The following is a 15,989-nucleotide window of genomic DNA, read 5'->3' as shown; positions in this document are numbered from 1 at the left end:
TTATTCTCTAATCACAATAACATCGTCACCTTCAATTTTTAAAATAGTTGAAGACTTCTCTGCTACTTTCTCTTGATGCAAATTTACCACATAATCTACATTCTTTAAAATTGCTTCGCTTATTTCTGAAAAAGACTTAGGTGTAGACTCTCCACTAACGTTGGCTGAAGTAGACACAATAGGCTTTCCAAACTCTTTAATAAGCTGAATACAAAACTCATCATGAGGAATTCGAATAGCAATGGTATTGTCTGATGCAATGGTATTGGGTGCTAATCCTTTCGGATTATTATAAATAATAGTGGTTGGTTTTTTAGATTCTTTTAAAATTTCTAACGCTTTTTCAGGAATATTACCTACATGGTTTTGCAACATTTCAATAGAATCTACCAAAATAATTAGACTCTTCGATTCTTCTCTATTTTTTAATTGATAGATTTTTTTTACCGCTTCTTCATTCGTAGCATCACAACCTAATCCCCAAACAGTATCTGTTGGGTAAAGAATTGTTTTACCTACTTGAAGGTTATTTAAAGTTTCTTTATAATTCATTAGCAAAGTTTGAATCAAGTTTTTTATCTATCCATTTTAACAAAAATCTTAATTTACGTTCACTTACAGTTTCAAGACTTTGAAGACACATGAACAATTTTTTCTTTCTTTTTAAATCAGTTATAATAGTTTTTCTTAAAATTTTATACCAACTATAATCATGAGTATAAATCAAAGAAAAACCTTTCTTTAAATCACAGGTATTATTTTTTATTTCAACATGGTTTATTAAGCACTGTAATAGAAATTGATTCTTATTTCTAAATTTGTATTTCAAATTATTTTCTAATAAATCAGGATTCTCATTAAAAAAAAATTGAATTGTAGACTTTCTAAGTGGATATGGAGTGTGATGAAAATTATAGTATTTATTATTAAACCCAACTATACTTGCGGAATATTCTTTTGCATATTGATGAGTAGCTTCTCCTTCTATTGAGTTATTTTCAGCACTAGTAAACTCAACATTAGATTTCCATCGACCTCTTAATATAGGCTTACCGTCTTTAAAAAAATCGTCAGGATTTGTTTTATTAATTATAAAGAAATCATCATTTAAGTAAAGAAAATGTTCTGATAGACCTTCAATTTTATATATTAACGCTTCAATACATCTATTGTTGAACGTTGGTAAATATTCTTCATAACCTACAAAAATATCTTTATGGTCTATTAGCTTTAAATTAATATTATTTTTTTGAGCTAATTCTTTTAACTCTCTAAACCTTTTAGGCTTCTGATTATCTGTTACTAAAAAAATATTTCTTACAAAGGAAGCATTCTTTATTACAGACCTTATCGAAATTTCTATTTCATTAATAGAATTATATCTTGTAGACTCCTCTTTATTCTCCCAATCAATTTTTTTTTCTAAATATTGATTAATTTTATTTCTCCATAGTTCATCAGAACTATCTACCCATAACATCACTACATCTATATCCATCTATTATAATAATTTTAGTCTAAAAATATTTTAGATTTCATTCGCAAAATTTGAATCTAATTTTTTGTCTATCCATCTAAGCAAGAACCTTAATTTACGCTTACTAACTGTTTCTAAACTTTGTAAACATAAAAATAAAACCTTTTCCTTTTTTAAATCTGCTTTATACATTTTTTTAAAAATCTTACTCCAACCATATTTATGAGTATAGAAAAGTGATAATTTTTTTGTTAATGTACAAGTTCCATTTTTTATTTCTAAATGGTTAGCTAAACTTTGTAAAAGAAATTGGTCTTTATGCCTAAATCTATGTTTTATATTACTTTCTAATAATTTGGGGTTCTCCTCAAAAAAATTTTGAATTGTAGATTTCCTTAATGGATATGGTGTATGATGTATATTAAAATATTTTCCAAACCCCAATAATTTGGCTGTATCCTCTTTTGTATATCTGTGACAAAAAATTCTCTTTCTTTTTCTTGAATTTACAACTTTTTTATACCAAATATTTTCATCATACTCTTTCCATTTCCCCCTAATTAATGGATATGAATCTTTAAAAAAATCGTCTGGACTTGTTTCTCTAATTAAAAAAAAATCATCATTAAAATATACAAAATGCTCTGACAAATTAGGGATTCTATAAAGCATTGTCTCTATTGTTTGAGAATTAAATACAGGTAAGTATTCTTCATACCCTTTAAACAATATTTTATGGTCTATTAGTTCTAAATTAACTCCTAAATCAATAGCTCTTTTTTTCAGCTCAAAAAAATTATTTGGTATTTGATTATCTGTTACTACATAGATATTTTTTATAAATGTAGCGAACTTAAGTATTGATGTTATTGATATTTCTATTTCATTAATAGAATTATATCTAGTGGAATCTTTTTTATTATTCCAATCAATTTTTTTTTCTAAATATTGATTAATTTTATTTCTCCAAACTTCGTCCGAGCTATCAACCCAAGTAATTACTGCATCTATCTGCATATCAAAATCAAATTTTCTTAATTCTTTATACCGCCACATCATACTCTCTAAGAGCATCGTTTAATGATGTTTTCTTATTCGTACTTTCTTTACGTTTACCAATAATCAAAGCACAAGGTACTTGATACTCTCCTGCAGCAAACTTCTTTGTATAACTTCCAGGAATTACCACCGAACGTGCTGGCACTACTCCTTTCATTTCTACTGGTTCATCACCTGTTACATCAATAATTTTAGTACTCATTGTTAATACTACATTCGCTCCTAAAACCGCTTCCTTCTCTACTCTAACTCCTTCAACAACAATACAACGAGAACCAATAAAAGCTCCGTCTTCAATAATTACCGGTGCTGCTTGTAAAGGCTCTAAAACCCCTCCAATTCCTACTCCACCAGATAAGTGTACGTTTTTACCAATCTGTGCACAAGAACCTACAGTTGCCCAAGTATCTACCATGGTTCCTTCATCAACATACGCTCCAATATTTACATAACTAGGCATTAAAATAGTTCCTGCCGAAATATAGGCTCCGTGACGAGCTACAGCATTTGGTACTACACGAATTCCTTTAGCTTCATAACCTCTCTTTAATGGAATTTTATCGTGGTATTCAAAAATACCCGCCTCTAACGTTTCCATCTTTTGAATTGGGAAGTATAATACTACTGCTTTCTTTACCCATTCGTTAACCTGCCATCCATTTTCAGTTGGCTCAGCAACACGTAAATCTCCAGTATCTAATAAGTCTACAACTTTTCTAATTGCGGTAATTGTAGTTTCTTCTTTCAATAAATCGCGGTTATCCCACGCTTTTTCTATAATTGATTGTAATTCTGTCATTTTTAAAATATTTTTCAGCAAAAATAAAGTTGCTTTCAAGAATATACCGCGAAGATACATTTTTTAAACAGATATTCCTCCCTTGTTTAATTTAGCTACCTTTGCAAAAAACTTTTTTAATGGGCAGAATACTAGCCATAGATTTTGGAAAAAAAAGAACGGGAATTGCTGTAACTGACGAACTTCAAATTATAGCTTCGGGATTAACAACAGTTGACACTTCTGAGTTGCTAACCTTTTTAAAAAACTATACTCAAAAAGAAAATGTAGAACTCTTTTTGGTAGGTAAACCTAAACAAATGGACAATTCTGATAGTGAAAGTGAAGCTCTTATTCTTCCTTTTCTAGAAAAACTTGAAAAAGCAATCCCTTCCATTCCTATCAAACGGGTTGATGAGCGTTTTACTTCAAAAATGGCTTTTCAAACAATGATTGATAGCGGTTTAAAGAAAAAACAACGTCAAAATAAAGCCTTAGTAGACGAAATTAGTGCTACAATTATCTTACAATCGTATTTGTACAACAAATAAATTTTATAACACAGTGCTTTCTTTGTATTTTTGCATTCCTTAAAAATTAAAAAGTAGATGATTTTACCCATTGTTGCATACGGAGATCCCGTATTACGTAAAGTAGGAAAAGAAATCGATAAAGAGTATCCGCAGTTAGAAAAACTAATTGCCGATATGGAAGAAACTATGTACAACGCCAATGGTGTTGGTTTAGCGGCTCCTCAAATTGGAAAAGATATCCGTTTGTTTATCATCGATGCTTCTCCTTTTGCTGAAGATGAAGAATTAAGCGAAGAAGAGCGTACGGTTTTAGAAGGTTTTAAACGCGTTTTTATCAATGCTAAAATTGTCAAAGAAGAAGGTGATGAATGGGCTTTTAGTGAAGGATGCTTAAGTATTCCTTCTATAAACGAAGATGTTTTCCGTCAAGAAACCATTACTATTGAGTATCAAGACGAAAACTTTGAAAAGCACACAGAAACGTTAAGCGGATTACCTGCACGTGTTTTTCAACATGAATACGATCATATTGAAGGAGTTTTGTTTACCGACAAACTTTCTTCTTTAAAGAAACGATTAATTAAAAAGAAATTAGAGAATATTTCGAAAGGAAAAGTAAATGCAGGATATCGCATGCGTTTTCCAAATGCTAAGAAATAATAAGTAGTAATACACTAAAAAATTAAGACATGGAATTTAACAAAATTATAGCTGTTACTGGTAAGCCAGGTTTATATGAAATTTTATCACAAACCAAAACTGGTGTTATCGTAAAATCAATCGTAGATGGTAAACGTTTTCCTATTACAGCGACTCACAATGTAAGTTTATTAGAAAACATCGCTATTTACACATACGAAGAAGAAGTGCCTTTAGCACGTGTATTTAAGAACATTGCTGAAAAAGCAGAAGGTAAAGAAGCGATTTCTCACAAAGAAAGTGCTGCTAAATTAACTGAGTACTTCGGAGAAGTTTTACCAGATTTTGATCAAGAGCGTGTATATGCTTCAAACATTAAAAAAGTAATTCAGTGGTACAACACATTAGCGCAAGCTAATTTTGATTTTAGTACCTTAGTTGAAGCTGAAGAAACAACTGCAGAAGAAGCCTAAATCGTGAATACTCGTAAGCAACAGTTAGCCGCCTTTAATCGTTTGTTAGACATCATGGACGACCTTCGTGAGAAATGTCCGTGGGATAAAAAACAAACCTTACAAAGTCTACGTCATTTAACTATTGAAGAAACTTACGAATTAGCAGATGCTATTTTAGACAACGATTTAGAAGAGATAAAAAAAGAACTAGGCGATGTGCTTTTGCACATCGTCTTTTATGCTAAAATAGGTAGCGAAAAACAAGCTTTTGATATTGCTGACGTTGCCAATTCAATTTCAGATAAATTGATTGATCGTCATCCACATATTTATGGCGATGTGGTAGTTGAAAATGAAGAAGAAGTAAAACAAAACTGGGAAAAACTAAAACTGAAAGAAGGTAAAAAATCGGTTTTAGAAGGTGTTCCTAAAAGTTTACCTGCGGTAGTAAAAGCAAGCCGTATTCAAGATAAAGTTGCTGGCGTTGGTTTTGATTGGGAAGAACCACATCAAGTGTGGGAAAAGGTTCAAGAGGAGCTTTCTGAATTGAACGACGAGATCAAAAACAACAACCAAGAGAAAATAGAAAAAGAATTTGGAGACGTACTGTTCTCCATGATTAACTACGCACGTTTTATTGGGGTAAATCCTGAAAACGCACTGGAAAAAACCAATAAAAAATTCATCAATCGCTTCCAGTACTTAGAAGAAGCTGCTAAAAAAGAGGGAAAACAACTTTCTGACATGACTCTCGCTGAAATGGATGTGCATTGGGAGAATTCAAAAGAATTTTTTAAGTAACTGACTACTGTCATCCTGAATTCATTTCAGGATCTCATCAAGCTTTCAGACATATTTTGTGTGATTCTGAAACAAGTTCAGAATGACGTAAACTTAGCATTTATTTCCTTACTTTTACTCTTATGAACATCATTATCATTACCGGAGGAAGTAAAGGAATTGGTAGAGCCTTAGCCGAAAAATACGCACAAGAAAACTACAGAGTATACTCGTTATCGAGAAGTATTGCAGATTTGCAAAATGTTACGCAGGTACCTGTTGATTTATCGGATACCAAAGTAACCCACAATACATTTAAAATGCTGCTAGACGAAATTAAAGAACTAGACGTTACCTCAATTACTTTAGTGAATAATGCAGGACGCTTAGGTGTTATTTCTAACCTTGAAAATATTCCTCCAGAAGATATTGCCCAAAGTATTCATTTGAATACCACTACTCCACTTATTTTATCGAGTTTGTTTATTGAAGCTACACAACAGTTGATGTGTAAAAAGCAGATTATTAGTATTTCATCTGGAGCAGCCGTAAAACCTTATGAAGGTTGGAGTATTTACTGTGCGTCTAAAGCTGCTATTGATATGATGACCAAAACCATTGCTGCGGAACAAAACGAGCTTGAACATGGCGTAAAATGCAATGCGATTTACCCTGGTGTGGTAGACACCAACATGCAAACTGATATTAGAAGTACCGATGAAAAAGATTTTAAAAACGTACAACGTTTTATCGATTTAAAAGAAAACGACCAGTTGTATACTCCTGAGTACGTTGCTGAAACCATTTTTGCTATAGACACCCAAAACAAACTTAAAAATGGGGATATTGTGGATATTCGGAATTTTTAAAATATAATTTAATTTGATTCTTACCCTAAATTCTAATACCTTTAGCTAACGTTGAATATAAATCATTAAAACGGATTCATATTCTCAAACGAGTTAGGCACAAGTTGTAAAACAAACTGATATGTTAAGAAAAACTGTTAATCCAGAAAAACTTTTTGATTCAACTCAATACGGATTTTCTCAAATAGTAATATCTAATCCTGGAAAATTAATATTTATATCTGGGCAAGTTGCTTGGGATGAAAATCTTAATATAGTTGGAGAAAATAATTTAAAAGCACAAACCCAAAAAGCAATTGAAAATTTAAAAATCGCAATTGAGTCAGTTGGCGGAACAATGGAAAATATTATGATGTTGAGAATTTATAAAGTAAATTATCAAAATGGCGATGGACCAATTATAAATTCTATTCTTAAAGAAAATTTTGGAACTAAAAATCCACCTGCTAGTACTTGGGTTAGTGTAAATGGACTTGCAAATGAAGGATTTATGATTGAAATTGAAGCTCAAGCGGTAATATAGAAAATATCAATGCTGAATAAGTAAAACTATAAGAATTAGATAAAAAACCTGTGCATAACAATCTATAACCGCAATTACGGCGGATTCGACTACGTCCGAATCCACTCGGAATTGCTAACGTCAGTTCTAAACCGAAAATTAACGCATCTTTACCCCTAACTGACGGTTATACTAGACCGTTAGCGAAAATTTTAATAAGCATCCACATCCACAATAAAACGGATGGGTCTAAAATCTTTTACGGCTTCAAAAGTATTTTTAATTTTTTGTAATTGCTCTTTTGTTTTTCCTAAGGATTGCTTTGGCGGAATTTTAATCACTAAATTTTTAATGTACTGGTTTCGAATACGAGAAACCGCAGGTGCTGTGGGGCCTAATACATTTTCATGAAACACATTTTGTAAAGCTTTTGCTAACCAGTTAATACCGTTATCAACACGTGTATAATCTTTGTGTTTTAAGGTAATTTTTATCAAACGATAGTACGGCGGATAATGAAACTGCCAACGATCTTGTAGCTGTTCCTGATACATTTCGGTATAATTGGTCGTAGAAACTTGCTGTAAAATTTGATGATACGGATTGTAGGTCTGTATGGCTACGTTCCCTTGCTTTTTGGTTCGTCCTGCCCTACCCGATACTTGTACCATCAATTGAAAAGCACGCTCGTGTGCTCTAAAATCAGGGAAGTTTAACATCGAATCCGCATTCAAGATTCCTACCAAAGAAACATTGTCAAAATCCAGTCCTTTCGAAAGCATTTGTGTCCCTACCAAAATATCAATCTCTTGGGCTTCAAAAGCCCCTATAATCTTTTGATATCCATATTTTCCTCGTGTGGTATCCAAATCCATTCGTCCAATAGTATGATTTGGGAATAACTCTTTTAACTCGAGTTCTATTTGCTCCGTTCCAAAACCTTTGGTGTCTAAGGTAGTACTTCCACAAGCTCCACAACTGTTCGGCATCGAACGTTGGTAATGGCAATAGTGACATTTTAATTCCCTTCGGAATTTATGGTAGGTTAAACTCACATCACAATTCGGACATTGAGGAGAAACCCCACAAGTAGCACATTCTACCACAGGCGAAAATCCACGTCGGTTTTGAAATAAAATTACTTGTTCTTTTTCGTCTAGGGCTTCGGTAATCATTTTTAGCAAACGATCAGAAAAATGACCTGTCATTTCCTTTTTTCGATGCTTTTCTTTAATGTCTATCAACTCTATTTTAGGCAATTGAATATTTCCAAAACGACGTTTTAATTCAATAAATCCGTATTTGTTTTGTTGCGCATTAAAGTAACTTTCTAACGAAGGAGTTGCTGAACCTAACAATACTTTCGCTTGGTGTAAATGTCCTAATACCACCGCTGCATCACGCGCATTGTAACGTGGTGACGGTTCAAATTGCTTGTACGATGTTTCGTGTTCTTCATCCACCACAATCAGTCCTAAATTTGAAAAAGGTAAAAAAACTGAAGAACGCGCTCCTAAAATAATTTGAGCTTTGGGTTTGTTTTCTAACACATTATTCCACACCTCTACTCTTTCATTCATGGAATATTTAGAGTGAAATACTGAGATAAAATTTCCAAAATAGTTTTGTAAACGGGTAATAATTTGCGTAGTCAAAGCTATTTCGGGCAACAAAAACAAGACTTGCTTCCCTTCAGCAATCACTTCTTTTATCAATTTTACATAAATCTCCGTTTTTCCCGATCCTGTAACTCCGTGTAACAGACTTACATTCTGAGCTTCAAAAGAGCTCTTTATTTGTGTAAACGCTTCCTGTTGAAATTCATTAAGCTCTTTAATCTTATTCGTTTCTCCTTGATAATTGATTCGATCGGTTTGAATATGGTAAAACTCGAAAATATCTTTATCAACCAGCGCTTTTAATACCGCTGATGAAGTTCCCGATTTTTCTTCTAAATCCTTCGCTTTTATAGGCTTTTTAGACGCTGCTAATTGAAAATATGTCAACACAGCATCGCGTTGCTTTTTAGCTCTTGAGAGCTCATCTAACAACGCTTGTAAACCTTCATTTGAAGCATAATTATTATGCAAACGCACATATTTTACCAACTTAGGTTTATAGGTTTCGTAAATTTCTTCTTTAATGTATACCGCACTCTTTTCAATTAAACCGTTAATAATTGGTAGTACTGTTTTTTTACCTAAAATATCCGAAACCTGATGAATGGTTAATTGCGAATGATGCTGTAAGGCTTCAAAAATTAAAAACTCATCATCGGTTAACATAGTTTCCTCTGTGAATTCCTCATTTTTATAAATAATGGTTTCGCTTTCTAACAAAAACGCTGACGGTAAGGCAGCTCTATATACATCACCCAACGAACACATATAATAGCTCGAAATCCATTGCCAATGCTGTAACTGACGTTCATTTACAATTGGACGTTCATCTAAAATTTGATGAATGTCTTTGGCTTCGTATAGTTCTGGTGCTGTCTGATGAATATTGAATACTAAGGCAGTATAAATCTTACTTTTCCCGAAGGAAACAGCCACACGCATTCCTGTTTTTAAAAAAGAAGCTTCTGCTTCAGTTACCACATAGGTAAATGTTTTCTGTAGTGGAATCGGTAATATAACGTCAATAAAATGTGGCATTAATCTACTATTTCTATTGGAGCTGGTTTTGGTGGAGGTGGATTATAAAAGTTAGTACGATCCCCTTTTTCATCTATAAACGGGATAGCTTCTTCTAACCTAATCTGTAATGGGTATACTTTTTTAATAGAATCTATATTTTTCTTATTAAAACTAGTAATAAAATTATAATATGATTTTGAAATAGTATCTATTCTATTCTTTAATCTTCCCTTAGATTTATTTATACTTCCTATAAACTCTAAAAATATCAAACTCGTATATGGACTGTCAGCAAATTCAGGTTTTTCTCTATTATTAAAAAACTGCTTTTTCAACATATTTTCAAAACTTTCCGTATTAAAATTATATTTTACTTCATTGTGATAAAACAAACTATCTGTATAAGAGTCAACAAATAATATATTTTTAAATTTTATCATGCCACAAACAGCTTTTCCACAAAGAATCATACTATTCACATGAAAAGGAATGTCATTTTTAGACGTTCTGATGTAACACTTAATTTTTCTTTTATCATAATTCTTACAAAAAACTGAAGTTAATGATTCAAAGCTTTTTACCGTATCTAAATCAAAAACAAAAGTTGAATCTGTATTTTTCTGTGTAGGAAAAACATCTTTCATTGTTAAAACTCGCTCTTTAGGTTGTTTAGAACAAGAAATCATCAATAAAAATAAAACAGAAATTATGTATATGGTAGTCTTCTTCATCTAATATCAAAACTACACAAAAATGAGTACATTGTAAACACCAAAATTTACATATTTATAACTTCTTTAAAATCGTAAAACAAGTACAGTTTTTAAAAAGTTTAACAAATCAAGAATTATTTACTAATCATTTCTAAGTATAACTTTTCTACTTTGGCTCTTGCCCAAGGTCTTGTTCTTAAAAACTTTAAACTCGATGTATAGGTTGGATTCTTTTTAAAGACATTTATATTCAACATTTCTCCCATTTCTTCCCAACCATACTCTAGGTATAATTCTTCTAAAATTGTGGCTAGTTTTATTCCGTGAAGCGGATTATTTGGTTGTTCTTGACTCATGCTACAAAGGTAAATATTCTATTGTAGTAATTCGTCTAACAAAATTCTAATTTTATCACTATTCCAATAGGCAGGCCCTTTTTTATCTACGACAATAGTTCCGTTTTTATCAATAACAAATGTCGCTGGAATGGAATTACTCACTAGTTGATCTGGTACTTTTGATAAAATATTATAGGTTGGTAAATCGTAGCCTTTTTCTTTGTAAAAAGTATCAATTGTTGTCCAATCTTCATTACTTATAAAAACAAATGCTACCTTATCTTTATAATCATCGTATAATTTTTGAATACTTGGCATTTCTGCAACACAAGGTGGACACCAAGTAGCCCAAAAGTTTACAAATACTACTTTTTCCTTTAACGAGTTAAAATCAACAGTCTCTGTATTTAATCCTTTTAATTTCCAATTATAATCGGCTAATTCTACTCTTTTATCCTCAGTAATGGTTGATGGAGCAAAAGAAACTAATCGAATAAAATATACTTTGGTTGGCGGATACAACAGTAATCCTATCAAGACTACAAATATGATGTTGGAAATTGTTTTTCTATTAAGTTTCATCAAATTATTTTTAAGGTAGAATTGTCGTTTCAAATACTAATACATTACAACAATTACTTTTCTTTAATCTTTTCTCAAATCTACCACTCTTAAAGAAGATCAAGAAAATATTAACAAACATTTGGGTAATATCGTTCTATAATATTAAACACATCCGGCTCTTTTGTTTGCTAATTTTTCAATACTTTAGCAACACTTTTTAAACAAACATACTTAAGAATGAAAAATACAGCTTTATCACATGTACATGAAGCTTTAGGAGCAAAAATGGTTCCTTTTGCGGGATACAATATGCCTGTGCAATACGAAGGAGTAACTATTGAACACGAAACTGTTAGAAAAGGAGTTGGTGTTTTTGATGTGAGCCATATGGGAGAGTTCTTCTTAAAAGGAGAAAATTCGTTGGCTTTAATTCAAAAAATTTCTTCTAATGATGCTTCTAAATTAACTCCAGGAAAAGCTCAATATAGCTGTATGCCAAACAACGATGGTGGTATTGTAGATGATTTAATTATTTACATGATAGCTGAAAATGAGTACATGTTAGTAGTAAATGCTTCTAATATTGAAAAGGATTGGAACTGGATTTCTCAGCACAACGATTTAAATGTTGAAATGGAAAACCGCTCTGAAGATTGGTCTTTATTAGCAATCCAAGGTCCAAAAGCAGCAGAAGCTATGCAATCGTTAACTTCTGTTGATTTATCGAATATTAAATTCTATACGTTTGAAATTACCGATTTCGCAGGAATTCCTAACGTTGTAGTTTCTGCTACAGGTTATACGGGTTCTGGTGGATTTGAAGTATATGTAAAAAATGAAGATGTTGAGCAACTTTGGAATAAGGTTTTTGAAGCTGGAAAAGATTGGGGTATTAAACCTATCGGATTAGCAGCTCGTGATACTTTACGTTTAGAGATGGGATATTGTTTATATGGTAACGATATTGACGATACTACCTCTCCTTTAGAAGCTGGTTTAGGTTGGATTACTAAATTCACTAAAGATTTTGTAAACTCTGAAGCTTTAAAAGCGCAAAAAGAAGCGGGTGTTACTCGTAAATTAGTTGCTTTTGAATTAACTGAACGTGGTGTTCCTCGTCATGATTATGAGATTGTTGATGCTGACGGAAACAACATTGGTCGTGTTACTTCAGGTACTATGAGTCCTTCTTTAGGAAAAGGAATTGGTTTAGGATATGTTACTATTGAAAACTCAAAAATTGATAGTGATATTTTTATTCAAGTTCGTAAAAAACAATTAGCTGCAAAGGTGGTTAAATTACCTTTTTATAAAGGATAAAATAAAAACTCAATTAAAAAAGCAGCTCAAATGAGCTGCTTTTTTTTTGTTCGTATTCTTTCTCTTAAATACTAAACAATCTATTTATTTCATCATACGTAAGTAATTTAGAAACCGTCATCACATCTGGATCTCTGCTTACATATTGCTGAATTTGTAACAATACTATCCCATCTTCTTTGGTGTACTTTAACCAAATAACATCTCCGTTTGCTTTAATTTTGTACGGATCTCTTGGTTTTTCTTCAAAACCTTTCATTATTATCTGATGTAACTTTTGCGCATCATTATCTAAATTTTTAAACGAGAAATGTACATATTCATGAATTGGATCGTTGATGTTTTTGTAATAGAAGTTGTAAGCTTCATCTCCTACTTTTTCTAAGTAAACGTATTCTACTTTTCCTACTATTTCTGTTTTAGTAGTTTCAATAAATTCAATTTGAGAATACGATGCAATCGAAAACAAAAGTGCCGTTGCCAAAAGAAGTTTCTTCATAATTTAAGGGTTTAAAGTTTGATTTTATTTTTAATTTTCTAAATATAACTAAAACAACAACGCCTTATACAACTAAAAAGTATTTTATCTGTTAGAATTATTTCTTCAATAAAAAAAGCTCCTTTTAAAAAAGGAGCTTTTTACTATACTAATTTCTTAGCATTCTTAACTTTTTGCTTGGTAAGTGCAATATCAATTACCTCACTCATATCTGTTACGTAATGGAAGGTTAACCCTTTTAAGTAACTTTCCTTTATTTCATCAATATCTCTTTTATTATCGGCACAAAGAATTATTTCTTTGATATTAGCGCGCTTGGCAGCTAATATTTTTTCTTTAATTCCTCCTACTGGTAATACTTTTCCTCTCAATGTAATTTCACCAGTCATTGCTAATTTATTTTTCACCTTACGTTGAGTAAATACCGATACCAACGACGTTAACATAGTTATACCAGCACTTGGTCCGTCTTTTGGTGTAGCTCCTTCTGGTACGTGGATATGCACATCATATTTATCTAATACTTCAGGATTAATTCCAAATTCTTCAGCATTCGATTTAATATACTTCATTGCAATGGTAGAAGATTCCTTCATTACCGTACCTAGGTTACCTGTAATAGAAAGGTTTCCTTTTCCTTTAGAAATAATCGATTCTATAAATAAAATATCTCCTCCAACACTTGTCCATGCTAAACCTGTAACTACACCAGCTACATCATTATTTTCATATTTATCACGTTCTAAACGAGCTGGCCCTAGAATAGCTTCAATATCCTCATTGGTAAGCGTAACATTATATTCATCTTCCATAGCTATTGATTTTGCTACAAAACGAACCACTTTTGCTACTTGCTTTTCTAAACCACGAACTCCAGATTCACGAGTATATCCTTCAACAATTTTTTCTATCTGCTTTTTACCAACTATCAAATGTTCTTTTGATAATCCGTGTTCTGTTAATTGTTTCGGAAATAAGTATTTCTTGGCTATTTCTACTTTTTCTTCAATCGTGTATCCTGTTACATTGATAATTTCCATACGATCTCGTAATGCCCATGGAATTTGATTGATATTATTCGCTGTAGCTATAAATAATACCTTAGAAAGGTCATACCCAACTTCTAAATAATTATCGTAAAAATGTGTATTTTGTTCAGGGTCTAATACTTCTAACATTGCTGAAGAAGGGTCTCCTTGATGGCTTTGTCCTAATTTATCAATCTCATCTAACACAAAAACCGGATTGGAAGTTTCTGCCTTTTTGATATTCTGAATTAAACGCCCTGGCATCGCTCCAATATACGTTTTACGGTGACCACGAATCTCAGCTTCGTCACGTAAACCTCCTAACGACATACGAACATACTTACGCCCTAAAGCCTCTGCTACCGATTTACCTAACGATGTTTTACCAACTCCCGGAGGTCCGTATAAACAAATAATAGGCGATTTCATATCTCCACGTAGCTTTAAAACTGCTAAATGCTCAATGATACGTTCTTTTACCTTTTCTAATCCAAAATGATCTCTATCTAATATTTTTTGAGCTCTTTTTAAATCAAACTTATCCTTAGAAAACTCATTCCAAGGTAACTCTAACATCAACTCTAAATAATTACGTTGAATGCCAAATTCAGCCATTTGAGGATTCATGCGTTTTAAACGACTTAACTCTTTTTCAAAAGTTTCAGCAACTTCTTTACTCCATTTTTTCGACTTCGCTTTTAAACGCATTTCATCAAGCTCTTGCTCGTGAGAAACGCCTCCTAGCTCATCTTGAATCGTTTTTAATTGCTGATGTAAATAATACTCACGCTGTTGTTTATCTAAATCAGAACGTGTTTTCGATTGAATATCGTTACGCAATTGTAACTTTTGAAGCTCTTTATCTAAGTTTTTTAAAGTTAATAACGCACGCTCTTTCAAATTATCTTTTTCTAATAATACTTGCTTTTGCGACACGCTTAACTCCATATTTGATGAAATAAAATTCACCAAAAATGAACTTGATTGAATATTTTTAATTGCAAATGAAGCTTCAGATGGCAACATCGGATTTTCTTTAATAACCTCTAAAGCTAAATCCTTAATAGAATCGATAATTGCATCAAATTCTTTTTGATCGTCAATTTCACGCTCATCTACTGCTTCTTTTACCTTTGCTCTTAAATAAGGTTCTTCTTGAATAACTTCCTCAATTTCAAAACGCTTTTTACCTTGAATAATAACCGTTGTATTACCATCAGGCATTTTTAGTACACGTAAAATTTGCGCTACTACACCTGTTTGATAAATATCATCTATTCCTGGATCTTCAACTTCGCTATCTTTTTGTGCTACTACTCCTACAACCTTATCTCCCTTGTTGGCATCTTTAATAAGTTGAATAGACTTATCTCTACCTGCTGTAATAGGAATTACCACACCAGGAAATAATACTGTATTTCGTAAAGGAAGAATAGGTAATTCTTCAGGAATACTTTCTTGATTTATTAATTCTTCGTCTTCTGGCGTTAATAAAGGGATTAATTCTGAATCTTCATTAAAAACATCTTGAAGCGACAAATTGTCTAAATGTAATATTTTTGATTTGCTCATATCTTATATATTCTGTCATAGTGGCACTTTTAAATATTTTCAAAAAGAAATACCACTTTTTTAAAATCATAAATAACTAATAAACAGAAAGATAAAACCATCTAATTGCTTATCGTATTAACTATAAGTCAATTCTTATGCCATTAAAAACTATGTTTCATTTAATTTGTAACTATTTTTAATGTTAGTCGTCATATAGGTATCTTATCAACAAAAACTAATCA

17 protein-coding genes are annotated in these 15,989 nt (G+C 31.9%); 7 read left to right on the top strand and 10 right to left on the bottom strand.

The window, feature by feature from the left end; genetic code table 11:
• From ACR9ES_RS01190 to ACR9ES_RS01175, 4 genes are read right to left on the bottom strand one after another with little or no spacing between them, the layout of a single operon-like run.
• Entirely contained in the window at positions 1-552 is a 552-nt protein-coding gene (locus ACR9ES_RS01190; protein ID WP_435254783.1) for an L-threonylcarbamoyladenylate synthase, read from the bottom strand.
• Positions 542-1,498, bottom strand: coding sequence for a Stealth CR1 domain-containing protein (locus ACR9ES_RS01185; protein WP_435254782.1), 957 nt, complete (start codon positions 1,496-1,498; stop codon positions 542-544). The genes ACR9ES_RS01190 and ACR9ES_RS01185 overlap by 11 nt, the downstream gene beginning before the upstream one ends.
• Before the next feature lie 30 nt (positions 1,499-1,528).
• Positions 1,529-2,494: a Stealth CR1 domain-containing protein gene (locus ACR9ES_RS01180; protein WP_435254781.1), complete on the bottom strand. Its 966-nt coding sequence runs from the start codon at positions 2,492-2,494 to the stop codon at positions 1,529-1,531.
• Between the two features lie 25 nt (positions 2,495-2,519).
• Positions 2,520-3,335 (bottom strand): 2,3,4,5-tetrahydropyridine-2,6-dicarboxylate N-succinyltransferase, encoded by an 816-nt coding sequence (locus tag ACR9ES_RS01175; RefSeq protein ID WP_435254780.1) that lies wholly within the window; start codon positions 3,333-3,335, stop codon positions 2,520-2,522.
• Positions 3,336-3,454: 119 nt separating this feature from the next.
• Between ACR9ES_RS01175 and ruvX the strand changes: the two genes are divergently transcribed.
• The 6 genes from ruvX (at position 3,455) to ACR9ES_RS01145 (ending at position 7,113) form a co-directional block, all read left to right on the top strand.
• Positions 3,455-3,865, top strand: coding sequence for a Holliday junction resolvase RuvX (gene ruvX, locus ACR9ES_RS01170; protein ID WP_408035754.1), 411 nt, complete (start codon positions 3,455-3,457; stop codon positions 3,863-3,865).
• Between the two features lie 57 nt (positions 3,866-3,922).
• The gene (gene def / locus ACR9ES_RS01165; protein WP_274634167.1) at positions 3,923-4,507 is read left to right on the top strand and encodes a peptide deformylase; all 585 of its coding nucleotides are present in this window, start codon (positions 3,923-3,925) and stop codon (positions 4,505-4,507) included.
• A gap of 29 nt (positions 4,508-4,536) precedes the next feature.
• Positions 4,537-4,959 (top strand): DUF5606 family protein, encoded by a 423-nt coding sequence (locus tag ACR9ES_RS01160; RefSeq protein WP_299001866.1) that lies wholly within the window; start codon positions 4,537-4,539, stop codon positions 4,957-4,959.
• Positions 4,960-4,962: 3 nt separating this feature from the next.
• Positions 4,963-5,742 (top strand): nucleoside triphosphate pyrophosphohydrolase, encoded by a 780-nt coding sequence (mazG, locus tag ACR9ES_RS01155; protein ID WP_435254779.1) that lies wholly within the window; start codon positions 4,963-4,965, stop codon positions 5,740-5,742.
• A 122-nt stretch (positions 5,743-5,864) separates the two neighbouring features.
• Complete coding sequence (locus ACR9ES_RS01150) at positions 5,865-6,590, top strand: (S)-benzoin forming benzil reductase (RefSeq protein ID WP_435254778.1); 726 nt, start codon at positions 5,865-5,867, stop codon at positions 6,588-6,590.
• A 121-nt stretch (positions 6,591-6,711) separates the two neighbouring features.
• Positions 6,712-7,113, top strand: coding sequence for a RidA family protein (locus tag ACR9ES_RS01145; RefSeq protein WP_274635467.1), 402 nt, complete (start codon positions 6,712-6,714; stop codon positions 7,111-7,113).
• A gap of 191 nt (positions 7,114-7,304) precedes the next feature.
• On the opposite strand, the gene priA is transcribed toward ACR9ES_RS01145, so the two are convergent.
• The 4 genes from priA to ACR9ES_RS01125 form a co-directional block, all read right to left on the bottom strand.
• Entirely contained in the window at positions 7,305-9,749 is a 2,445-nt protein-coding gene (priA, locus tag ACR9ES_RS01140) for a replication restart helicase PriA (RefSeq protein ID WP_435254777.1), read from the bottom strand.
• Positions 9,749-10,462: a hypothetical protein gene (locus tag ACR9ES_RS01135; protein WP_435254776.1), complete on the bottom strand. Its 714-nt coding sequence runs from the start codon at positions 10,460-10,462 to the stop codon at positions 9,749-9,751. Before ACR9ES_RS01135 ends, priA begins: the two co-directional genes overlap by 1 nt.
• A 116-nt stretch (positions 10,463-10,578) precedes the next feature.
• Positions 10,579-10,800 carry a VF530 family DNA-binding protein gene (locus tag ACR9ES_RS01130; protein WP_435254775.1) on the bottom strand — a complete coding sequence of 74 codons (222 nt, stop codon included), beginning with the start codon at positions 10,798-10,800 and terminating at the stop codon, positions 10,579-10,581.
• A gap of 18 nt (positions 10,801-10,818) precedes the next feature.
• Positions 10,819-11,364: a TlpA family protein disulfide reductase gene (locus tag ACR9ES_RS01125; RefSeq protein ID WP_435254774.1), complete on the bottom strand. Its 546-nt coding sequence runs from the start codon at positions 11,362-11,364 to the stop codon at positions 10,819-10,821.
• A gap of 219 nt (positions 11,365-11,583) precedes the next feature.
• On the opposite strand from ACR9ES_RS01125, the gene gcvT reads away from it, so the two are divergent.
• Positions 11,584-12,666, top strand: coding sequence for a glycine cleavage system aminomethyltransferase GcvT (gcvT, locus tag ACR9ES_RS01120; protein WP_435254773.1), 1,083 nt, complete (start codon positions 11,584-11,586; stop codon positions 12,664-12,666).
• Between the two features lie 64 nt (positions 12,667-12,730).
• Here the strand turns inward: gcvT and ACR9ES_RS01115 are convergent, their stop codons facing one another.
• Together ACR9ES_RS01115 and lon are read right to left on the bottom strand one after the other, a co-directional pair.
• Entirely contained in the window at positions 12,731-13,165 is a 435-nt protein-coding gene (locus tag ACR9ES_RS01115; protein ID WP_299001849.1) for a hypothetical protein, read from the bottom strand.
• Between the two features lie 143 nt (positions 13,166-13,308).
• Positions 13,309-15,765 carry an endopeptidase La gene (gene lon, locus ACR9ES_RS01110; protein WP_435254772.1) on the bottom strand — a complete coding sequence of 819 codons (2,457 nt, stop codon included), beginning with the start codon at positions 15,763-15,765 and terminating at the stop codon, positions 13,309-13,311.
• Positions 15,766-15,989 lie beyond the last annotated feature (224 nt).

Source organism: Tenacibaculum sp. A30, assembly GCF_051200845.1.
Classification (GTDB): domain Bacteria; phylum Bacteroidota; class Bacteroidia; order Flavobacteriales; family Flavobacteriaceae; genus Polaribacter.
Note: the sequence above shows the minus strand (reverse complement) of the source record. Positions and strands in the feature narration are given on the sequence as shown.